22 protein-coding genes are annotated in these 19842 nt (G+C 66.7%); 14 read left to right on the forward strand and 8 right to left on the reverse strand.

Going from position 1 to position 19842, the window contains the following annotated elements:
* Positions 1-68: 68 nt before the first annotated feature.
* Positions 69-1262 (reverse strand): ADP-forming succinate--CoA ligase subunit beta, encoded by a 1194-nt coding sequence (gene sucC / locus AC2D9V_RS09525; protein WP_484713834.1) that lies wholly within the window; start codon positions 1260-1262, stop codon positions 69-71.
* 269 nt (positions 1263-1531) lie between these two features.
* Here sucC and AC2D9V_RS09530 point away from each other — a divergent pair, with 269 nt between their 5' ends.
* Positions 1532-2863: an aminotransferase class III-fold pyridoxal phosphate-dependent enzyme gene (locus AC2D9V_RS09530; RefSeq protein WP_484713835.1), complete on the forward strand. Its 1332-nt coding sequence runs from the start codon at positions 1532-1534 to the stop codon at positions 2861-2863.
* Positions 2864-2938: 75 nt separating this feature from the next.
* On the opposite strand, the gene AC2D9V_RS09535 is transcribed toward AC2D9V_RS09530, so the two are convergent.
* The 3 genes from AC2D9V_RS09535 to AC2D9V_RS09545 all read right to left on the reverse strand — a co-directional run bounded on the left by AC2D9V_RS09535 (position 2939) and on the right by AC2D9V_RS09545 (position 5023).
* Complete coding sequence (locus AC2D9V_RS09535; protein ID WP_484713836.1) at positions 2939-4138, reverse strand: hypothetical protein; 1200 nt, start codon at positions 4136-4138, stop codon at positions 2939-2941.
* 73 nt (positions 4139-4211) lie between these two features.
* On the reverse strand, positions 4212-4751 hold the full coding sequence (locus tag AC2D9V_RS09540; protein WP_484713837.1) for a class I SAM-dependent methyltransferase: 540 nt from the start codon (positions 4749-4751) through the stop codon (positions 4212-4214).
* Between the two features lie 107 nt (positions 4752-4858).
* The gene (locus AC2D9V_RS09545; RefSeq protein WP_484713838.1) at positions 4859-5023 is read right to left on the reverse strand and encodes a hypothetical protein; all 165 of its coding nucleotides are present in this window, start codon (positions 5021-5023) and stop codon (positions 4859-4861) included.
* 175 nt (positions 5024-5198) lie between these two features.
* Here AC2D9V_RS09545 and AC2D9V_RS09550 point away from each other — a divergent pair, with 175 nt between their 5' ends.
* Both AC2D9V_RS09550 and AC2D9V_RS09555 read left to right on the forward strand, forming a co-directional pair.
* A complete protein-coding gene (locus AC2D9V_RS09550; protein ID WP_484713839.1) occupies positions 5199-5711 on the forward strand; it encodes a BrnA antitoxin family protein in 513 nt (170 codons plus the stop codon).
* 505 nt (positions 5712-6216) lie between these two features.
* Positions 6217-6705: a VPLPA-CTERM sorting domain-containing protein gene (locus tag AC2D9V_RS09555; protein ID WP_484713840.1), complete on the forward strand. Its 489-nt coding sequence runs from the start codon at positions 6217-6219 to the stop codon at positions 6703-6705.
* A 723-nt stretch (positions 6706-7428) separates the two neighbouring features.
* Here the strand turns inward: AC2D9V_RS09555 and fsa are convergent.
* Positions 7429-8082, reverse strand: coding sequence for a fructose-6-phosphate aldolase (gene fsa / locus AC2D9V_RS09560; RefSeq protein WP_484713841.1), 654 nt, complete (start codon positions 8080-8082; stop codon positions 7429-7431).
* Positions 8083-8193: 111 nt separating this feature from the next.
* Here fsa and AC2D9V_RS09565 point away from each other — a divergent pair, with 111 nt between their 5' ends.
* Positions 8194-10386, forward strand: coding sequence for a primosomal protein N' (locus tag AC2D9V_RS09565; protein ID WP_484713842.1), 2193 nt, complete (start codon positions 8194-8196; stop codon positions 10384-10386).
* A 108-nt stretch (positions 10387-10494) separates the two neighbouring features.
* Here the strand turns inward: AC2D9V_RS09565 and AC2D9V_RS09570 are convergent, their stop codons facing one another.
* Complete coding sequence (locus AC2D9V_RS09570) at positions 10495-11283, reverse strand: DsbA family protein (RefSeq protein ID WP_484713843.1); 789 nt, start codon at positions 11281-11283, stop codon at positions 10495-10497.
* A gap of 52 nt (positions 11284-11335) precedes the next feature.
* Positions 11336-11626 carry a DUF6958 family protein gene (locus AC2D9V_RS09575; RefSeq protein WP_484713844.1) on the reverse strand — a complete coding sequence of 97 codons (291 nt, stop codon included), beginning with the start codon at positions 11624-11626 and terminating at the stop codon, positions 11336-11338.
* 96 nt (positions 11627-11722) lie between these two features.
* Here AC2D9V_RS09575 and AC2D9V_RS09580 point away from each other — a divergent pair, with 96 nt between their 5' ends.
* The 4 genes from AC2D9V_RS09580 to AC2D9V_RS09595 all read left to right on the forward strand — a co-directional run bounded on the left by AC2D9V_RS09580 (position 11723) and on the right by AC2D9V_RS09595 (position 15148).
* Positions 11723-12955 (forward strand): MFS transporter, encoded by a 1233-nt coding sequence (locus AC2D9V_RS09580; protein ID WP_484713845.1) that lies wholly within the window; start codon positions 11723-11725, stop codon positions 12953-12955.
* 95 nt (positions 12956-13050) lie between these two features.
* Entirely contained in the window at positions 13051-13704 is a 654-nt protein-coding gene (gene msrA / locus AC2D9V_RS09585; protein WP_484713846.1) for a peptide-methionine (S)-S-oxide reductase MsrA, read from the forward strand.
* A 102-nt stretch (positions 13705-13806) separates the two neighbouring features.
* Positions 13807-14679, forward strand: coding sequence for a 50S ribosomal protein L11 methyltransferase (locus tag AC2D9V_RS09590; RefSeq protein ID WP_484713847.1), 873 nt, complete (start codon positions 13807-13809; stop codon positions 14677-14679).
* A 160-nt stretch (positions 14680-14839) separates the two neighbouring features.
* Positions 14840-15148: a hypothetical protein gene (locus AC2D9V_RS09595; RefSeq protein WP_484713848.1), complete on the forward strand. Its 309-nt coding sequence runs from the start codon at positions 14840-14842 to the stop codon at positions 15146-15148.
* A gap of 84 nt (positions 15149-15232) precedes the next feature.
* Here the strand turns inward: AC2D9V_RS09595 and AC2D9V_RS09600 are convergent, their stop codons facing one another.
* Positions 15233-15436, reverse strand: coding sequence for a DUF1127 domain-containing protein (locus tag AC2D9V_RS09600; protein WP_484713849.1), 204 nt, complete (start codon positions 15434-15436; stop codon positions 15233-15235).
* Positions 15437-15758: 322 nt separating this feature from the next.
* Between AC2D9V_RS09600 and ruvC the strand changes: the two genes are divergently transcribed.
* From ruvC to speD, 6 genes are all read left to right on the forward strand, one after another.
* Positions 15759-16268, forward strand: coding sequence for a crossover junction endodeoxyribonuclease RuvC (ruvC, locus tag AC2D9V_RS09605; protein WP_484713850.1), 510 nt, complete (start codon positions 15759-15761; stop codon positions 16266-16268).
* Positions 16265-16942 (forward strand): Holliday junction branch migration protein RuvA, encoded by a 678-nt coding sequence (gene ruvA / locus AC2D9V_RS09610; RefSeq protein WP_484713851.1) that lies wholly within the window; start codon positions 16265-16267, stop codon positions 16940-16942. Before ruvC ends, ruvA begins: the two co-directional genes overlap by 4 nt.
* Positions 16943-16952: 10 nt before the next feature.
* Positions 16953-17981, forward strand: coding sequence for a Holliday junction branch migration DNA helicase RuvB (gene ruvB / locus AC2D9V_RS09615; RefSeq protein WP_484713852.1), 1029 nt, complete (start codon positions 16953-16955; stop codon positions 17979-17981).
* A 117-nt stretch (positions 17982-18098) separates the two neighbouring features.
* A complete protein-coding gene (locus AC2D9V_RS09620) occupies positions 18099-18758 on the forward strand; it encodes a hypothetical protein (RefSeq protein WP_484713853.1) in 660 nt (219 codons plus the stop codon).
* Between the two features lie 186 nt (positions 18759-18944).
* On the forward strand, positions 18945-19400 hold the full coding sequence (locus AC2D9V_RS09625; protein ID WP_484713854.1) for a PACE efflux transporter: 456 nt from the start codon (positions 18945-18947) through the stop codon (positions 19398-19400).
* Positions 19393-19839, forward strand: a complete 447-nt coding sequence (gene speD, locus AC2D9V_RS09630) for an S-adenosylmethionine decarboxylase (protein ID WP_484713855.1) — start codon at positions 19393-19395, stop codon at positions 19837-19839. Before AC2D9V_RS09625 ends, speD begins: the two co-directional genes overlap by 8 nt.
* Positions 19840-19842: the final 3 nt, after the last annotated feature.

A 19842-nucleotide genomic window follows, 5' to 3' on the forward strand; every position in this document is an offset into this window, starting at 1 on the left:
TCTCCGTACGGCGGGGTTCACCCCGCCAATCAATGCGTGGCAAGGCGGGGCAGGCCCCGCCCTACGGGTTATCCCTTGACGGCTTTCACGATCTTCTCGGCCCCGTCCTTCAGGTCATCGGCGGCGATGACGTTGAGGCCGGAGTCGTTGATGATCTTCTTGCCAAGATCGACGTTGGTCCCTTCCAGCCGCACGACCAGCGGCACCTTCAGGCCCACCTCTTTCACCGCCGCGACGATGCCTTCCGCGATGATGTCGCAGCGCATGATGCCGCCGAAGATGTTGACGAGGATGCCTTTCACCTGCGGGTCGGAGGTGATGATCTTGAAGGCCTCGGTCACCTTCTCCTTCGTGGCGCCGCCGCCGACGTCAAGGAAGTTGGCGGGTTCCGCCCCATAAAGCTTGATGATGTCCATCGTGGCCATGGCAAGGCCGGCGCCGTTGACCATGCAGCCGATCTCGCCATCCAGCGCGATGTAGTTGAGGTCGAACTTCGAGGCGGCGAGTTCCTTCGGGTCTTCCTCGGTCTCGTCGCGCAGCGCGGCGATGTCAGGGTGGCGGTAGATCGCGTTGCCGTCGAAGCCCATCTTCGCGTCAAGAAGGCGGAGCGTCCCGTCCTTCAGCACGCAGAAGGGGTTGATCTCCAGCATGTCCATGTCCTTGTCGATGAAGAGCCGGTAAAGGTTCTTCACGATGCCCACGCATTGCTTGACCTGCGCGCCTTCCAGCCCCAGCGCAAAGGCGACGCGGCGACCGTGGAAATCCTGCAGGCCGGTGGCGGGGTCGATGGTGAAGGTGTGGATCTTTTCGGGCGTGTCGTGGGCCACGTCCTCGATCGACATGCCGCCCTCGGTGGAGGCGACGATCGAGATGCGGCTGGTCTTCCGGTCGATCAGGAAGGCAAGGTAGAACTCGCGGTCGATGTCGGAACCGTCCTCGATGTAGATGCGGTTCACCTGCTTGCCCGCCGGGCCGGTCTGGATGGTGACAAGCGTGCGGCCCAGCATCTGGCGGGCGAATTCGGCGGCCTCGCCGACCGAGCGGGCCAGACGGACGCCACCCTTGTCGCCTGCCTCGGGCTCTTTGAACTTGCCCTTGCCGCGGCCCCCGGCGTGGATCTGGCTCTTCACCACCCAAAGCGGGCCGTCAAGCTCCCCGGCGGCGGTCTTGGCGTCCTCGGCCTTCAGGACCACGCGGCCATCACTGACCGGGATCCCGTAGCTGCGCAGAAGCGCCTTGGCCTGGTATTCGTGGATGTTCATGGCGCGCCCCTTCGACAGCCGGGATTGATCAGCGGCGTTTTGGCACGGGTTGCGCGCGGTTCCAAACGCCATATGCCTGAAAAGCAGGGAAAATGCCCTGAAATTGACGGATGTGATCACGATTTGGAAATGTGTGATCACAGGCCTGAAATTCGTGATCACATGGTGGCGGTAACGCCAGATGCGACGGCGACTCACCCCCGTCCTGGTCAGATTGACAAGGATCGGGCCGCTTGCGAAGCCTGTGGCCAGACAGAAGGAGACCGATGATGCCCCGCCCAAGCGCCAATGACATCACGCAGGGGCCGCTGCCCCGGATCAGCCACGGACGCGGCGTCTATCTCTGGGACACCGATGGGCGGCAGTACATCGACGGCTCGGGCGGACCGGCGGTGTTCTCGGTCGGGCATGGCGATCCCCGCGTGAACGCGGCCGTCGCGGCGCAGATGGAGAAGGTGGCCTATGGCTATCGCTACCTTTTCACCAGCGATCCCCTGGAGGAGTTGAGCGACAGACTGTGCCAGGCCACGGGTCTTTCGGACATGGTCTACACGACCAGCGGGTCCGAGGCCGTGGAAAGCGCGGTGAAGATCGCGCTTCAATACCACTTCGACCGGGGCGAACCACACCGGGTGAACTTCATCGCCCGGAAACGGTCCTGGCACGGCAACACGCTGATGGCGACGGCCCTTTCCGGCTTCGAAGACCGCCAGCGCGCCTTTGCCGGGGCCTTGTCTGCGGTGGGCCGGGTGAGCGCCGCGAATGCCTACCGCCTGCCGACGGGGGTGAGCCGTGAGGGGCTGGTTGCCCACCTGGCCGCAGAGCTCGAAGCCGAAATCCTACGCCTTGGCCCTGAAACCGTGGCGGCCTTCATCTTCGAGCCGGTGGTCGGTGCCGCCGGTGGTGCCCTGCCCGCGCCAGAAGGCTATGGCCGCGCAGTGGCCGAGGTCTGTCGTCGCCACGGGGTGCTGGTGATCTGCGACGAGGTCATGTGCGGGTCGGGCCGGACCGGCGTCTGGCGCGCGTCTGAGGACGACGGTTTCATGTCTGACATCATCACCGTGGCGAAGTCGCTGTCGGGCGGTTACCTGCCCCTTGGCGCGGCGATCTACACGAAAGAGATCGCCGATGTGATGGCGGCGGGCCATGGCGGCCCCCTCACCGGGCACACCTACACCGGCCACACGGCCTGCCTTGCCGCCGGGCTGGCAGTGCAGAAGATCGTCGCTGACGAGGGGCTTCTGGCCCGCATCCGCGACAGGGGCCCGCGCTGGCAGGCGGAGTTGCGCACGCGGCTGGCACATCTGCCAGAGGTCGGGGACGTGCGGGGCCGGGGTTATTTCATCGGCGTCGAGGTGGTAGCGGACCCCGAGACCAAGGCCCCCTTTGCAGCCAGCCTGGGCGTCAACGGTCGCATCCGGGCCGAGGGGCTGCGGCGCGGGCTGATCTGCTATCCATCGGGCGGGCACGTCGACGGGGCGGCAGGGGATACGGTGATCCTCGCGCCGCCGTTCAATGCGACGGATACGGAATTGGACGAGATCGCCGACAAGCTGGTCGCGACGCTGGAGACGGTCATCGTCGGGCTTCACGGCGCCTGACGCTCATCGCTTCCTTCGGGCGCTCTTCGCTGACGGCGGCACCAGCGAAGAGCGCCCGAAGGAAGCGATGAGCTGTCAGTTCAGGAACACCGCGAACAGGATCGCATCGCCCGAGACGAGACGCTCGAAGTCCCGCCAGGCATCGGCGCTGATCCGTCGGCCCTTCTCGGCGTAAGGAAGCAGCCCCTCGCCCTGAATCCAGGTGACAAGGTCGACGGCAGGCGGATTTTCGAAGGCCTTTTTCAGATTGATCCCAGCCTCGGCCCCGAAGCGCCAATGCGGGATCAACGCCTCGCCCTTCAAGAGCGCCTCGGCATCGGCCAGCACCGCCTGCCAACGCTCCCCCGTCCCCGGCGGGACGTTGAGCCCAAGGCCCGAGGTCTGCCGGTCGTTCGGCACCCATTCGCGGTCATTGTCCGTCTCGGCCGCGACCAGCGACCAGAAGCGACGGTTCTCTTCGATCATCGACAGGAAGTGCCCGTGGGCATCCAGCGCGAGGGTCTTGTCCGGGGTCTTCGACAGGGCAAAAAGGACCATCGCCACCCGGTCGACCTGGCGGCCGAACATCATGTCGAGCGCGTTCGGTGGGGGAGTGTCGCCCCAAAGCGCATAGATCGCGGCCGAGGAGTCCATCACCCGCCGGATCGCGGGTTCGGGGTCATAGGCCATGGCGGTCGAGACGAAGCCCGACAGGAAATGGGTATAGGCCGTTAACCATGCCGCGTCGGCGGTGTCGAAGCGGATGACCGGGTCGGCGACCGGTTCCACGATCATCCGCGCGCCGCCAAGGGTCAGGCCCGCGACCGAGGCGATGTCCTCGCCCTCGCCGCGGGTGCCGTTCATGTCGATGTCGAACCAGAGATCTGCGAGGCGGATTTCCAGAGCGAAGTCCCCGTCACCGAGCTGCGACAGTGCGGTGCGGGCGCTCTCCATTTCGGCGTCAAGCCTGGTCAGAAGTGTCGTGAAATCAGCGGGTTCGAAGGTGCGGGCGTTCGGGTTTTCCGGAATCGGCAGGCGCAGGATGGGAAGTTCGGACCAGTCCGCGCGGACCCCGGTTTGCCAGCGAAGCTGCAGGGCCGCCTCGACGCCACCGAGGAAGCGGAGACCTGCCAGGGCGAAAAGTTCTGCATTCTCAGGGGTTTGGATGGCGGCTAGGCGATCCCTCGTCGGGCCGATGCCGGTGCGGGCGATTTCTTCGGAAATCGTTTCGGCACCGACCGGCGCGGCGAAGAGGGCGAGGGAGAGGAGGGCGGCGCGCATCATGGAAAGCCTCATGTCACTGACCGCGTGAAGTGTCTGCCCCAAGGCCGCGCGGGTCAATGGCGATGGCGGAGGGGTCCGGAATTCCTCAGGTCAGGATCAGAAGCGCCTGCCCGCGGGGGAGATTCTCGTCCCCCCATGACGGGGTGAACCCGGCGGCGCGGGCCTCGGCCTCCACCTCGGCCCGGGGACGGTGGTAGGGCGGGCGGTCGGCATGGGTTACGACGCCGTCCGGCTGGCGCGTGGGGCCTTCGGTGTCAGAGAGAAAGAGCGTTACGAGGCCTGCGCGGAGACGTGGAAACCGGGCGCGCAGGGTGGCCAGCGCAGGGGGCAGGACCGGGGCGGGAAGGTGGGTGAAGACGCCCCAGGCGATGGCGAGGGTGATCGTCGCGGGGATGCCCGGGAAGGCAAATTCTTCATCCTTTACAAGGTGATGCTCGGGCAGGCGGTCTGGCTCGGCAAACTCGTGCAGGCGCCCGTGCCGCATCAGCTCAAGCGAGGCATCGGTGCCCCAGTAGTGCCCCGGCTTGAGGTAAGGCACGGCCAGATGGCCGAGCCGAAGGGCGCCGCAGCCGATGTCGAAAAGGTGGTCCTCGGGCGTCATTCCCCGGGCCTGAAGGACGGCCATCTGCGCCCGCGCCGTCTCGCTCCAGCGGCCGCCGACGATGTCGCGGTGGCGGCCTTGCGCGATCGCCGCCTCATAGAAACCGGGGGCGAGATAGGGGGAGGCGAGGGTCAGCCCTTCGGGTCCTTCTTCGCCGCAGCCTTCATCCGGGCGAGGAGGTCTTCCTTCGTCTCGCGCGGTGGCTTGACCGACTTCGGGGCGCCTTTCTGGGCGTGGTCGGGGCCGCGGGGGGCCTTGCCGCCGCCCTTGGGGTTGCCGGATTTGCCGTAGTCCATGGGTCGATGCCTTTCACGGGATGGACAGGGGATGCAGGATAAGCCGGGCGCTGGCAAGGGGGAAGCGGGACGTCTTCAACGCGTCTTCCTTCGGTCTTCCTTCCGTCTCTGCGCGCGCCATGCTCGGGCGGCGTTAACCTTTCCCGGTCAGGGTGGCCGCAAAGGAGACCGCCCGATGCCCGACCTGACGAAACAGACCCCCCGCCAGCGCCAGAACATGACCTACATGATGGACGTGATGCGCCGCCTGGAATGGGACCTGCACAACACCATCGAACTGACCGGGCGCATCCCGGAGGAGTGGCACGAGATCGCCACTGCCACCCCGCGCCGGGCGGGGGTGAAGGTGAACCTGCGGCTGGAGGCCGACGTGGTGAAGTTCTTCAAGTCGATGGGCGAGGGGTACGGGCCGCGGATCAACGACGTGCTGCGGAGCTACATGCACGCGCGCCTCGCCGGGGTGATCCGGGGGGCCGAAACGGTGCCGCATTACCGGCGGCGGGAGGAACTGTGGGACGGGCCGAAGCCGCAGTTCGGGGACGCGGCGCGGGAGCTGGGGGAGGCGTGGGAGGAGGAGGGGCCTTCGGTCGTGCAGGGGCCCCGGGTGAAGATGCAGGAGGTGCTGCAGCGGAGGTATGGGGCGGAGGGGCTCCCGGTGGGGGAAGGGGTGGTGCCGCTGGTGAGGTGAGGGGGGTGAGGTACACATGGCAAGCGCACGGTTCTGGGGGCACTCAAGCGGTTACGAACGGCAGCTTTGTGGACTTTTCGGACGTTCGCCCTCGTCGCTGAATCTAGGGGCCGAGAAGAAGCGAGCTTAGCATCAACTCCCAGGCGCCAGCGAACTCGGCACCCGGCAGCAGCGCAAGACGTACACAATCAACGGCCTTATGCGATGACTGTTCACAAATCGACGTCGGGCCGCCGCGATTTTGCCCAAATTGTAGCAGGCCGCTTGCTCCGAGCTCTGCCTACTTTTACTCTCAGTCCTGTCGCGGGTGAAGCGATTCAGTGAGTGACGGGGAGGGGGTACAATGCATATTAGGACCATGGCTGCAGTCGCATTCGCAGCTGCCGTGTTTGTCACGTCGTCCACGACTGCGGCGACAGTGGACGCGCATTTCGATCTTCGGAGTGGCGGCAACGACACTAACGAAGCATCTTTCACCTATAGCTCCAACGGTGTCGACCTCACAGTGAGCGGCATCCGATGCAACGACGGGGCGGGGCCGAACCACGCCAGTTGCACGGCGTCCGACATCGACAGGAGTTCCGCCTACGGCATCTACTTCAACCAACCGAACGACAGCGACCACGAAGTCGATGGCCAGAATTCGAACGAGTTCATAAAGCTAAGCTTCGCCCCAGAGGTGACGCTGAAGAAGATCAAGTTTTCGTACTGGGACTGGAACGACAACGCGCTTGTCTACACTTATGACGGCGCGACGTGGGCCGAAGTCCTCGACATCGGCACAGGGTCGACCTTCTGGTACGAGTACACGTTCTCGACCCTCTATACCGGCTCCATGTTTCTTGTCGGTGCCAGGGGCGACAATGACGAGTGGAAGCTGAAGACAGTCAGCGTCAGCTACGAGCCGGCGGTCGTCCCGCTGCCCGCCGCCGGCTGGCTGCTCCTCGCGGGCGTCGGCGGTCTTGTGGCGTTGCGCCGCAAGAAGGCGGCCTAAGCTTCCCGGGGCGAAGTCCCGCCTGACCTATACTACGACGAGGGCGGTCTTCGGACCGCCCTTTACCGTCTTTGAAGCTAGGGCGTCAGGCGGAAAACGCGCCCCTGACCATCGCCCCGGGGTCCCGGAACGGGAGCGATCGCATGCAGATACCCTCCAACGTGTTGAGTGCTTCGGCCCGCGCGGACGTCCGCTTCGGGCTCTTAAGCTGACCTTGGGGGGCGGGCCGGGCGCAATCAGATTCGCTTTGGGCAAATCTGACGAAAGGGATGTAGGGGGGCGTGCGCTATAGCGCACTCTACGATGGGGCTGATGTGTGGGTTGGAGTTTGAAAGGGAGGCTCTGCTCTTGGCCTGGAAACAAGGCGCTTGCGCCGCCGGGCCGCGCCCTCCCTCCCCTCGGGAGGGCGCTTTGCAGCGGCGGTCACCCGAACTTCGGTGGGAGGGGTCGAGGCATAAAGTGCTTCGTTCGGTCGCTGGTGCGCCGGCACGAAGGAGGGAGCGGCGCTCGTGGTCGGCGGGGGAGGCGGGCTGAAGCCCGACCTACGGGGCGCGGGAGGCGGGGCAGGCCCCGACCTACGGGGTGTGCGAGGGTTGAGCCGGTGCTCCCACCCCCATTCCCTCCCCACGGAAGGGGAGGGGAGGTGCGGGGTGGGTGGGGTGGTTGGTGCGCCATGAATGCGCACCCTACGTGGGGCGGCGTGCGGTGGGGTGGAACCCCACCCTAAAGGATCTTCTGCCCCGTCTTCGCCCAGTCCGCCGTGAACTGGTCCAGCCCCTTGTCGGTCAGGACGTGGCTCGCCAGTGCCTTGATGACGGCCGGGGGGGCGGTGACGACGTCGGCGCCGATCAGGGCGCAGTCCTTGACGTGGTTCGCTGACCGGATCGAGGCGGCGAGGATCTGGGTCTTGAAGTCGTAGTTGTCATAGATCGTGCGGATGTCGCCGATCAGGTCCAGCCCGTCGAGGTTGATGTCGTCCAGCCGCCCGATGAAGGGCGAGATGAAGGTGGCCCCGGCCTTGGCCGCGATCAGCGCCTGGTTGGCCGAGAAGCAGAGGGTGACGTTGACCATGAAGCCCTCACCCGTGAGGACCTTGCAGGTCTTGAGGCCGTCCCAGGTGAGCGGGACTTTCACGGCGATGTTCGGGGCGATGGCGGCGAGTTTCCGCCCCTCGGCGATCATGTCGTCGGCTTTCAGCGCCACGACCTCGGCCGAGACGGGGCCCTGGACGAAGGAGCAGATCTCTTTCGTGACCTCGAGGATGTTGCGGCCGGATTTCAGGATGAGGGACGGGTTCGTCGTGACGCCGTCGACCATGCCGAGATCGTGAAGCTCACGGATCGCATCCACGTCGGCGGTGTCGATGAAGAATTTCATGGGGGCCTCCTCGGGCGATCAGGCGGGCGGTTGCGGAAGGTGCCGCGCCGGGGTTCTATGCTCTCGGGCCGGGGTTTACCCCAAACGGCTTCGAAGTGAAAGGCGGGACGGGTGGCGGACCGGGTCTATCAGGCGGGCGATCTGGTCGGGGTGCTGACGACTGAGCCCCTGGGCAGGGTGCTGGATTACCGTGCGCCGGAGGGGGGCTGCGGGGACGGCGATTTCGTCGAGGTGCCGCTTGGGCCGCGCCGGGTGCTGGGCGTGGTCTGGGGGCCGGGCGTTGGCGGCTGGGACCCGGCGAAGGTGCGGCCCGTGGGGCGCGTGCTGGACGCGCGGCCGATGCGGGGGGAGCTGCGGTCGTTCCTTGCCCGCGCGGCGGAGTACACGCTGACGCCGCTGCCGGCGATGCTGCGGCTGGCGACGCGGGCTCCGGGGCTGGGGGAGCCGGCCTCGGTGCGGCGGGTGTATCGGCTGGCGGGTCCGGTGCCGAACACCTTGACCGAGGCGCGGCACCGGGTGGTGGAGGCGTTGCGGGAGTTCCGGGGTGCCCCGGTGACTTTGGGCGAGCTGGCGGAGGCGGCGGGGTGCGGTGCCTCGGTGGTGAAGGGGCTGGTGAAGCTGGGGGTGGTGGCGGAGGAGGATGCGCCGCGGGATACGCCCTATCCGCGGCTGAAGGCCGATGTGGGGATGCGGCTGAAGGGCGAGCAGGTTGCGGCGGGGGATGCGCTCGTCGCCGACGTGGCGCGGGGGGGCTATGCGGCGACATTGCTGAAGGGGGTGACGGGGTCGGGGAAGACCGAGGTCTACCTCGAGGCGGTGGCGGAGTGTCTCAGGACGCGTCGGCAGGCCTTGGTGCTCTTGCCGGAGATCGCGCTGACGGCGGAGTTCCTGGCGCGGGTGGAAGAGCGCTTCGGCGCAAGGCCGGCGGAGTGGCATTCGGGTGTCACGATGACCGAGCGGCGGCGGCTGTGGCGGATGGTGTCCGAAGGCGGGGCGGAGCTGGTGGTGGGGGCGCGGTCGGCCCTCTTTCTGCCGTTCCAGGACCTCGGGCTGATCGTCGTCGATGAGGAGCATGACACCTCCTACAAGCAGGAGGATGGGGTTCTTTACCACGCGCGGGACATGGCGGTGTTAAGGGCGGCGATTGCGGGGTGCCCGGTGGTGCTGGCGTCGGCGACGCCGTCGCTGGAGACCTGGGCCAATGTCGAGGCGGGGAAGTACCGGCGGCTGGACCTCGGCTCGCGGTTCGGCGCGGCGGAGATGCCGGAGATGCGGGCGATCGACATGCGCGCGGAGAAGTTGCCTTCGGACCGGTGGATTTCGGAGACGCTGGCGACGAAGGTCAGCGCGGTCGTCGCGCGGGGGGAGCAGGCGCTCTTGTTCCTGAACCGGCGGGGGTTTGCTCCGGTGACGCTCTGCCGGGCCTGCGGGCATCAGGTGGGCTGCGACCACTGCGACGCGCGGATGGTGGAGCACCGGTTCCAGAAGCGGCTCGTCTGCCATCAGTGCGGGGCGACGAAGCCTGTGCCGGCGGCCTGCCCAGCCTGCGGGGTCGAGGGGCGGATGGCCGCCGTGGGGCCAGGGGTGGAGCGGCTGGCGGAGGAAGTGGCGGCGCGGTTTCCGGAGGCCCGGGTGGCGGTGCTGTCGTCGGACCTCTTCGGGTCGGCCCGTGCCCTGAAGGAAAAGATCGCCGAGATCTCGGGCGGTGGCGCGGACATCATCATCGGCACGCAGATCGTGGCGAAGGGGCACAACTTTCCCCTCCTGACGCTGGTGGGGGTGATCGACGCTGACCTCGGATTGCAGGGGTCTGACCTGCGGGCGGCGGAGCGGACGTTTCAGCTGATGCGCCAGGTGGCGGGGCGCGCGGGGCGGACGGCGGAGCGGAAGGGGGAGGCCTGGCTCCAGACCCACCAGCCGGAGCATCCGGTGATCCGGGCCATTCTGGGCGGCGATGAGGAGGCCTTCTGGCGCGCCGAGGCGGCGGAGCGGAGGGCCAGTGGCGTGCCGCCCTATGGGCGGATGGCGGGGATCATCCTGTCGTCGACGGATGTGGCGGAGGTGTTTGACTTCGGAGCAGAGCTCGCCCGGCGGTCGGAGCCCTTGAAGCGCATCGGGGCCGAGGTCTGGGGGCCGGCACCTGCCCCCATCGCCCGGGTCCGGGGGCGGCACCGGGTGCGGCTTCTGGTGAAGGCCGAGAAGGGGGCGCCGTTGCAGGCGGCGCTGGCGGAGTGGTTAGCGGGGGTGAAGGTGCCGCGGGACTTGCGGCTGGCGGTGGATATCGATCCGCAGAGTTTCTTGTGAGAGGGAAAGTCTCAGAATGGTGGGTTGGCACCCACCCAACGGCTTGCTGATCGCGCCCATTCCGGGCGAAGAGGTAGCGTGCGCTACGCACGGTGTCTTTCCCGCAGCTCAGGCCCTTCCGCAGGCCAGCGGCAGGGCGGCCAGTTCCGCCTCGATGATCTGCCGGACGTCCGGGGCAGGGATCACGCCGAGGAACAGCGTCCGGCCGATGACGGTGGCTGGGACACCCCGGAGGCCGAAGACCGTGGCTATTGCCTGCGCGCGGTCCAGCGCTGTTGCGATCTCGGGCGTTTGCATGTCGGCCAGCAGGCGCTGGGTATCGAGGCCGGCATCCTCTGCAATCGAGGCCACGCGGTTCATGTCGGTGACCATCCGCGTCCGCATCAGCCGGCTGTGCATCGCCTCGTAGCCACCTTGCCGGTCGGCGGCCAGCACCGCCTGGCTGGCAAGGGTTGAGGCGGCCCCGAGGAGGGGCAGTTCGTGCCGGATGAGGCGCAGCTCATTCGGTCGGGTGGCGATCTGCTCCTGCAGGATTTCGCTGAGCGCCTTGCAGTTCGGGCAGTTGAAGTCGGAAAAGAACGCGATCGGCAGGCGGGTGTCGGTGAGCGGTCCGAAGAGCGCGTTACAGGGATCGGCCCGTACCGCCGCGACCCGGGCTTCGTGTTCCGGATCCGGCGGGGCGGTCGGCTCAAGCCCGGCCAGAGCGGCTGACCCTGCCGAAAGGCCGCCGGTCGATTGCAGGACACGGAACGGCGCGAGGCCCGGCAGATCGCGAAAGGTCAGCCGCGATGGCCAGGACGACATGAGACGGGGAAGCCCTATCACCCAGGCCGCGACGGCGATGGCCCCGCCCGCAAGGACTGCCCGCCGCCGCCACACCTTTCGCCCTTCGGTCAAGCGGCGGCCCTCGGGCATCGGTACTGGTGGCAGGCTCGGCGCATGCTTGCCCTCATGCCCGCCATAATCGTACCGGCGCTTTGGGCGCCCGTGCCAGGAGCCCCTTCGCCTCGAGATCAAGCTGCACGCATTTGACCCACCAGCCGGCGGTTTCGCCCCCGGGAAACTGCGCGTCGGAGAGGTAGGGCTTAACCGCTTCGATGATCTCGGCCGGGGTGAGGCCGGGCGGGCTGTTCGGCAGAACCCCTTCCATGGCCGCGCGCATCTCGGCGTATTTTGCCGCATCCACGCGGTAGGTCTTGCCAGGCTGGCCGACGTTCTGAACCTCGATCCGGTCGGTCATGGCTTCCTCCTTCCGCATCGGCCAAGGGTGGCGCGGGATTGTGCCGGGCACAAGCTTTGCCTTTGCCTTGGCCCCCGATTTGGCTAGGTCCTGCGTATGGCCAATCTCCTGCCCCTGAACGAGACCCATCGGCTGCCCGCCTGGCGGCGGCCTGAGGCGCTGCTTTACCTCATGGCGGCGGCGATGCCGCTGAGCTTTGCGACCTGGTCGGCGCTGCTGAACAACTTCGTCATCGAGGTGGCGGCGTTCACCGGACGCGAGATCGGCTGGCTGCATACGGTGCGGGAGATTCCGGGGCTGCTGGCGGTCGTGGTCATCGCGATCCTTCTGGCGGTGCGGGAGCAGGTGTTGGCGCTGTTGATGCTGGCGCTCCTCGGGGCGGCGACGATGTTCACGGGGTGGTTCACCTCGTTCAGTGGCTTGCTGGTGATGACGCTGCTGTCGTCGATCGGGTTTCACTACTTCGAGACGGTGAACCAGTCGCTTCAGCTCCAGTGGATCGACAAGGCCCGCGCGCCGATCGTGCTGGGGCGGATCGTGGCGGTGGGGGCGGGGGCGAGCCTGGCGGCCTACGGGGCGATTGTCGCGCTTTGGGACAGTCTGGGGCTGGATTACAACACGGTCTACGTGGCCTCGGGCGGGCTGACGATTGCCATCGTGATCTTCGCGGCCCTTGCCTATCCGCAGTTCCAGTCGCCCCATGTCCAGCACCGGCATATCGTGCTGCGGCGGCGGTACTGGCTTTACTATGCGCTGCAGTTCATGGCCGGCGCGCGGCGTCAGATCTTTGTCGTCTTTGCCGGCTTCATGATGGTCGAGAAGTTCGGGATGCATGTCAGCGAGATGACGCTTCTCCTTCTGATCAACTACCTCATCAACATGGCGGTCGCGCCGGTGATGGGCCGGGCGCTGGAGCGGTATGGCGAGCGGAATGTCATGGGGTTCGAGTATATCGGGCTGACGCTGGTGTTCCTGGCCTATGGCGGACTTTACTGGTTCGGCTGGGGGATCGTGATCGCGGGGGCGCTATACATCCTGGACCAGTTGTTCTTTGCGCTGAGTTTCAGTCTGAAGACCTATTTCCAGAAGATCGCGGACCCCAAGGACATCGCCCCCACGGCGGCGGTGGCCTTCACGATCAACCATATCGCGGCGGTCTTCCTGCCGGCGGCGCTGGGGTATCTTTGGGCGACCTCACCGGATTACGTGTTCATGCTGGGGGCGGGGATGGCGCTCTTTGCGTTCGGCCTCATCTGCCTGATCCCGCGGCATCCGGAGCCGGGGCTGGAGACGGTGTTTTCGCGCGGGGTGCCCGTCGCTGCTGAGTAGGGGCGGCGGAGTAATCTCTTGGTGACCCTCTTGTAACGCGGGTTGGGATTTCCGCCGCGCGCATTACATTCGGCAGCGGAAACGGAGGTTCAGTCATGTTCTTCACCCGCAAGTCGATGGAAATGGTCACGGCCGACAAGGCCCTGCCGGGGCGGGCAGAGCCGTTGCCTACGGCGGAGCTGCATTTCCTGTCGGGCATCCCCCTGAAGTCGCCGGTGCCGGAGGGCATGGAAGAGGCGATGTTCGGGATGGGCTGCTTCTGGGGCGTCGAGCGGAAGTTCTGGCAGACCCCGGGCGTCTGGCTGACCATGGTCGGCTATGCCGGGGGCTACACGCCGAACCCGACCTACCGCGAGACCTGCACCCAGCTGACCGGCCATAACGAGGTGGTGCGGGTGATCTATAACCCGACGCTGGTGAGCTATGAGGAGCTTCTGAAGGTCTTCTGGGAAGGGCATGACCCGACCCAAGGCATGCGGCAGGGCAATGATGTCGGCTCGACCTACCGGTCGGGGATCTATGCCTACAATGACGCGCAGATGGCGGCGGCGAAGGCCTCGAAAGAGGTCTATGCGGCGGCGCTGAAGGCGGCGGGCATGGGGCCGATCACGACCGAAATCCTGCCCGCGCCGACCTTCTACTTTGCAGAGGACTATCACCAGCAATACCTGGCGAAGAACCCGGGCGGCTATTGCGGCGTGGGGGGCACCGGGGTGACCTGTCCGATCGGGGTTGGCGTCCGCGCCTGAGCGGGCACGAATTTTCTGCGAAAATTCGGGGTGCACGGCACCCGGTCCGGCTTGAACGGCCGGACCGGGGCGCGTAAGGGCGGGGGCAAAGGAGTGCTGCCGATGCCCACCTATTCCGCCCTGACCACGCTGCCCGGCGAGGAGGCCGCCCAGTCGCTTGCCGCCGCGATGGAGCGGATGGACCCTGAGCCCACGGGTGTCGGCGTCTTCGAGATCGAGGACGGATCGGGGCTTTGGGAGGTCGGCGGTTACTTCCTGGAGCCGCCGGACGGGGTGATGCTGGAGGTGCTGGCGGCTGCCTTCGGGGCAAAGCCCTTCGCGCTGTCGGAACTCCCGGAAGTGGACTGGGTGGCCCATGTCAGGCGCGAGCTTTCGCCGGTCGACGCCGGGCGGTTCTTCGTCTTCGGCAGCCACGATGCCGACAAAGTGCCGCCCGGCCGGGTGCCTTTGCAGATCGAGGCGACGGTGGCCTTCGGGACCGGCCACCACGGGACCACGCTGGGCTGCCTTCTGGCCTTTGACCGGCTGCTGGCCGCCGGGGTCCGGCCGGAGAAGGTCGCCGATATCGGCTGCGGGACGGCGGTTCTGGCGATGGCGGCGGCGGCGACGCTGCCGGACGCGCTGGTCATCGCCAGCGACATTGACCGGGTCGCGGTGGATGTTGCCGAGGCGAATGTGGCGATCAACGGGCTGGAGGGCCGGGTCGAGTGCCTGGAGGCGGCCGGGCTGGACCATCCGCGGCTTGCCGAGGCCGCGCCCTATGACCTGATCTTCGCCAATATCCTGAAAGGCCCGCTGATCGAGCTTGCGCCCGCGATCAGTGCAGGCCTTGCAACTGGGGGGCGAGCGATTCTCTCTGGCCTTCTGGTGGTGCAGGCCGAGGCGGTGACGGCGGCCTATGTCGCAGAGGGGCTTCGTTTGCAAAATCGCAACGATATTGGCGAATGGTCGACGCTTGAGCTACAGAAGATGTAAGATCGTGGACAATGTCCGGTTGCGGGCCGGATCGGTGAACGCCGGATGAACGCGCCGCAATTTCGCCATAAAACCGCAGCAACATCGCCTTTGTGCAGAGCTGCTACTCTGGGTGGAGATTATGTGGGTAGATCCTAACCTTAATGACTTTTACAGCCGCGTGTCGCGGATCGAGAAATCGCATGCAAAGGGCTATGGCTTCGAAGCCCGGGGGACGGTCAGCCGGAAGGCGTCGTCGCGGACGGGTTCGCGCCTGCTGAAACTTGCAAAGCCGCTGATCCTTGCCCTGGCGCTTGGCCTGGGGCTTAAGGGTGTGATCCACTATTATGTCGGCGCGCAGACCTATGAAAGCCGGGTGAGCGCCCTTGCCGCCGGGCAGGGCTTTGACCCGATCGGCGCCTATCTGATGTATCCCGATCCGGTCACGCTGGCGATCTCTGGCCAGTTGCAGGCGCTTCTGCCGCGCTGAGACGGCCAGCCGGAACATGAAAAAGGCCGCATCCCGGATGCGACCTTTGTCATTTGGCACCACCAGGTGCCGACCGGAGAGGTCTTAGCGGGCGATATCGTCGATGTCGCCGCGGCACAGACCGATATCGTCCAGTTCGCGGTCAGAAAGCTTGCTGAGCGCCTTGCGGGTGACACGCGCGTCGTTCCAGGCCGACAGGGCGGCGAAGACGTTCGACAGTCCATTCAGGGCACGGTAGGTGGTGATGGCGCCAAAGGGCGCCGGGCGGGTCGTCTCGACAGCGGCCATGGCTTGCATCCTTGTTCTCAAACTGCTCATTTCGAAGGCTTGTTCCTTCATGCCGTGCCAGATAGTCTTGCTGCATGTGCAAAGCAAGGCGAGGCGAGGCATGGCCGCCTTGCAATGGCTGCATGGCTCGCGTCACGATTTTTTCATGATTTACAGGATGTTCTGCGCCGGGCCCGCGGAAACTGTCGCTTTTCTGCGCCGCCTGGTCGCTTTCTGCAACTGCACAATTTCCGGGCGGCTGTCCGGGCGGGTGTGAAAGCCGTTGGCGGATGTTCCCTTTTCGTGCTAATCGGGACCCAAGAGCAAGAAAAGGGGCAGGGTGTTGCGTGTCATTGGGATCGATCCGGGATTGCGGAACCTCGGTTGGGGCGTGATCGACGTTGCGGGCTCGCGTCTCACCCATGTCGCGAACGGCATCTGCCATTCGGACGGCGAGGACGGGGATCTGGCGCAGCGCCTGGTTTCGCTTCACTCCCAGCTGTCCGAGGTCCTGCGCCAGTGGCAACCCGCGGCGGCGGCGGTGGAGCATACCTTTGTCAACAAGGACGCCGTGGCGACGCTGAAGCTGGGGCAGGCGCGGGGGATCGCGCTTCTGGTCCCGGCACAGTTCGGTCTGACGGTCGGGGAATATGCGCCGAACGCGGTGAAGAAGACGGTGGTGGGTGTGGGGCACGCGGCGAAGGTGCAGGTCGACCACATGGTGCGGCTGCAGTTTCCGGGGGTGGTGATCGCAGGGCCTGACGCGGCGGATGCGCTGGCGGTCGCGGTCTGCCACGCGCATCATCTGCAATCGGCGGGCCGGTTGCAGGCGGCGTTGAGGGCTGCGGGATGATCGGCAGGATTTCCGGTCGGCTGGATTGGCGCGGCCCCGACCATGTGCTGATCGACGTGCGCGGGGTGGGCTATATCGTCCATGTCAGCGAGCGGACGCTGGCCGGGTTGCCCGGCGTGGGCGAGGCGGTGTCGCTGTATACGGACCTCTTGGTGCGCGAGGACCTTTTGCAGCTTTTCGGCTTTCCGACCATGCTGGAGAAAGAGTGGCACAAGCTTCTGATGACCGTGCAGGGGGTTGGCGCGAAGGCCAGCATGGCGATCCTTGGGACGCTGGGGGCGGAAGGCGTGGGTCGGGCGATCACCTTGGGCGATGCGCGTGCCGTGCAGGCCGCGCCGGGTGTGGGACCGAAACTGGCGCAGCGGGTGATCCTGGAGCTGAAGGCCAAGGCGCCGGGGGTGATGGCAGCGGGCGCGGGGCTTTCGGCGAAGGCCGGGGCGGAGGACGTAGTGGTCGTCGAGGAGGCTGCGCCTGCGCCGAAGAAGGCTGTCCGAGTCGACGAAGGATCGCAACGGCGCGCGGCGGCTTCGGCCGATGCACTGTCGGCGCTGGTGAACCTTGGCTATGGTCAGGGCGACGCGGCGCAGGCGGTGGCGACCGTGGCCGGCGATCTGCCCGAGGGTGATGCAGCGGCGCTGATCCGGGCGGCATTGAAGGTTCTGGCCCCGAAATGATCGAAGCGGCATGAGTTCCGATCCCACCCTGCGGCCCGACCGGCTGCCCGAGGACACCGACAAGGCGCTGCGCCCGCAAATGCTGGCCGAGTTCATCGGGCAGGCCGAGGCGCGGGCGAACCTTGCCGTCTTCATCGAGAGCGCCCGGATGCGCGGTGAGGCGATGGACCATACGCTGTTCCACGGACCGCCGGGCCTTGGGAAGACGACGCTGGCGCAGATCATGGCGCGGGAGTTGGGGGTGGGGTTCCGGATGACCTCGGGTCCCGTGCTGGCGAAACCGGGGGACCTTGCGGCGATCCTGACGAACCTGGAGCCGCGGGATGTGCTCTTCATCGACGAAATCCATCGCTTGTCCCCGGTGGTGGAAGAGGTGCTGTACCCGGCCTTGGAGGATTTCGCGCTGGACCTGGTGATCGGCGAGGGACCGGCGGCGCGGACGGTGCGGATCGATCTGCAGCCCTTCACGCTGGTCGGGGCGACGACGCGGCTGGGGCTCTTGACGACCCCCTTGCGTGACCGCTTCGGCATCCCGACGCGGCTTGAGTTCTATTCCGAGGCCGAGCTTTACGAGATCGTCGCGCGGGGGGCGCGGCTGATGGGGTTGCAGGCCGAGCCGGAGGGCTGCCGCGAGATCGCGCGCCGCGCGCGGGGGACGCCGCGGATCGCGGGGCGGCTGCTGCGGCGGGTGGCGGATTTCGCGCTGGTCGAGGAGGGCGGGCGGATCAGCCGGGCGCTTGCCGACCGGGCGCTGACGCGGCTGGGGGTGGACAACCTGGGGCTGGATGGTGCCGACCGGCGCTACCTGACGCTGCTGGCCGGGAATTACGGCGGCGGGCCGGTCGGGGTGGAGACGATCGCGGCGGCGCTGTCGGAACCGCGCGATGCAATCGAGGAAGTGATCGAGCCCTATCTCCTCCAGCAGGGGCTGATCCTGCGGACGCCGCGCGGGCGGATGCTGGGGGCCAAGGCCTGGCGGCATCTCGGGCTGGAGCCGCCAAGGGGTCCGGGCCAGGCGGATATGTTCGAAGCGAAATGAGCGGAGCGCGTTCCGCGCAAGCCATTTGTCTCGTCGTCGGGCTTCGCCTCCTCCTCGGCTGATGGGGGTTTCACCCCCAAACCCCCAGGATACTTGGGCAGAAAGGAAACACGGTCAGTGAAGCGTGAAACGGAAGAGCAAGAGGCGGGGCTGCGGGTGGAGGACATCGCGGCGCTCTTCACCCGATCCGACGGGACCTATCTTTTCGCGCGCTGGGGGCGGCCGGTGGTGCCGGTGGTCTTTGGCGCGGCGGATGAAAGCCTGCCGGTGATCAAGGGCGCCTTCGAGGCGGTGGTGGCGCTCGCCGGGCACCGGATGGCCGAGACCGATCCGGACCTGGGCGCGAACCTGATGGTGTTCTTCGTCCGGAACTGGGAGGAGCTTCTGTCGGTGCCGGACCTGGACCGGCTGGTGCCGGGGCTGGCCGACCTCGTCGCACGGCTGGCGGGGGTGGGGGCGAACCAGTACCGGATCTTCCGCTTTGATCCCGCGGGGGCGATCCGGGCGGCCTTTGTCTTCCTGCGGATGGACGGCAGTCTGGCCGGGATGTCGGCCGATGTTCTGGCGCTGGCCCAGGCGGTGCAGACGATCCTTCTGTGGTCGGACCGGGCGTTCGACGGATCTTCCCCGCTGGCGCGGGTGGGCGACACGGTGATCCTCAGGCCAGAGATCGGGGCGGTGATCCGGGCGGGATACGACCCCGTGCTGCCGGTGATGTCGCGCGAGCCGGCCCATGCGCTGCGGCTGGCGGCGCGGTTGACGGCGAGAGACCACTAGCCAGGCGCCGGGCGGCCATGGACCGGGGGCTGCCGATGGTCCGGGTCGACCCGGGGACCGCAGTCTTTGGCGGTACTTTCGCGCTGATTTCACGCCGCTGTTCCAAAGGGCGTGCTAGGCCTGTGGCAGAGATTTTGCCTGAACCGATTTCCCGATCACCCGCGACGCCCAGATTTCGAGGCCATCATGACCCTGCGTTCCCCCCGCGAACGGCTGATCCAGACGCTGGCCTACGAGGTCGGGGGCCTGTGCCTTTCGGTCCCTCTGTTCGCCCTTCTCGGCGGGGGAACGGCAGGCGAGGCCTTTGCACTGATGCTGGCCCTTGCCGTGGCGGTGCTGGTCTGGTCCCCCATCCACAACAGCCTCTTCGACTGGGCCGATTTCCGCCTGAGCGGGCGCTTGGCGAGCGACCGGCCGCAACGCTGGCGGGTGCTGCATGCGATCAGCCACGAGGCGACGACCCTGGTGGTCACGCTGCCGATCCTGATGGGGCTGGGCGGACTGTCTTTCCGGGCGGCGCTACTGGCCGATTTGGGGCTGACGTTGCTCTACACGGTCTATGCCTATGTCTTTCACCTTGTCTATGACCGACTGCGCCCGGTGCGGGTGGCTGTCGGAAGCGGAGCCCTTGCACATGAATGACCTTTCCATCCCGGCGACAAAACCCGAACCCTTCGGCGTGCATCTGATGATCGACGGCTATGATGCCGATGGGCCGCTGATGACCGATCCTGTCGCCCTGCGCGCGCTCTTGGACGAGTTGCCGGCCGAGATGGGGATGCATGCGATCTGCGCGCCGATGGTGGTTTCGGTCGGGCCAAACTGCCACAAGGACCCCGGCGGGCTGTCCGGCTTTGTCATGATCGCGGAAAGCCACATCAGCTTTCACACCTTTCCGGCCCGGGCCTTCGTGACGATCGATCTTTACACCTGCCAGACCGGCCTTGACCGGCAACGGACCATCGACCGGTTGCTGCGGGCCTTCCAGCTTTCGGATGCCGATGTCCATGTGCAGGAGCGCGGCCTGCGCTATCCGGCTGCGAACCTGCAGGGAGGGCTGACATCCTCCGTCGCTTTGTGAGTG

It is taken from the genome of Tabrizicola sp. T46 (genome assembly GCF_057219895.1).

Bases quoted from the DNA above. Each gene is read 5' to 3' on its own strand.
- msrA (WP_484713846.1), top strand. From the start codon at position 13,051: ATGTTCTTCACCCGCAAGTCGATGGAAATGGTCACGGCCGACAAGGCC.
- AC2D9V_RS09590 (WP_484713847.1), top strand. From the start codon at position 13,807: ATGCCCACCTATTCCGCCCTGACCACGCTGCCCGGCGAGGAGGCCGCC.
- AC2D9V_RS09550 (WP_484713839.1), top strand. From the start codon at position 5,199: ATGCCCGACCTGACGAAACAGACCCCCCGCCAGCGCCAGAACATGACC.
- sucC (WP_484713834.1), bottom strand. From the start codon at position 1,262: ATGAACATCCACGAATACCAGGCCAAGGCGCTTCTGCGCAGCTACGGG.
- ruvB (WP_484713852.1), top strand. From the start codon at position 16,953: ATGAGTTCCGATCCCACCCTGCGGCCCGACCGGCTGCCCGAGGACACC.
- fsa (WP_484713841.1), bottom strand. From the start codon at position 8,082: ATGAAATTCTTCATCGACACCGCCGACGTGGATGCGATCCGTGAGCTT.
- AC2D9V_RS09580 (WP_484713845.1), top strand. From the start codon at position 11,723: ATGGCCAATCTCCTGCCCCTGAACGAGACCCATCGGCTGCCCGCCTGG.
- AC2D9V_RS09535 (WP_484713836.1), bottom strand. From the start codon at position 4,138: ATGAGGCTTTCCATGATGCGCGCCGCCCTCCTCTCCCTCGCCCTCTTC.
- AC2D9V_RS09575 (WP_484713844.1), bottom strand. From the start codon at position 11,626: ATGACCGACCGGATCGAGGTTCAGAACGTCGGCCAGCCTGGCAAGACC.
- AC2D9V_RS09545 (WP_484713838.1), bottom strand. From the start codon at position 5,023: ATGGACTACGGCAAATCCGGCAACCCCAAGGGCGGCGGCAAGGCCCCC.
- AC2D9V_RS09625 (WP_484713854.1), top strand. From the start codon at position 18,945: ATGACCCTGCGTTCCCCCCGCGAACGGCTGATCCAGACGCTGGCCTAC.
- AC2D9V_RS09530 (WP_484713835.1), top strand. From the start codon at position 1,532: ATGCCCCGCCCAAGCGCCAATGACATCACGCAGGGGCCGCTGCCCCGG.
- ruvA (WP_484713851.1), top strand. From the start codon at position 16,265: ATGATCGGCAGGATTTCCGGTCGGCTGGATTGGCGCGGCCCCGACCAT.
- speD (WP_484713855.1), top strand. From the start codon at position 19,393: ATGAATGACCTTTCCATCCCGGCGACAAAACCCGAACCCTTCGGCGTG.
- AC2D9V_RS09600 (WP_484713849.1), bottom strand. From the start codon at position 15,436: ATGGCCGCTGTCGAGACGACCCGCCCGGCGCCCTTTGGCGCCATCACC.
- AC2D9V_RS09540 (WP_484713837.1), bottom strand. From the start codon at position 4,751: ATGGCCGTCCTTCAGGCCCGGGGAATGACGCCCGAGGACCACCTTTTC.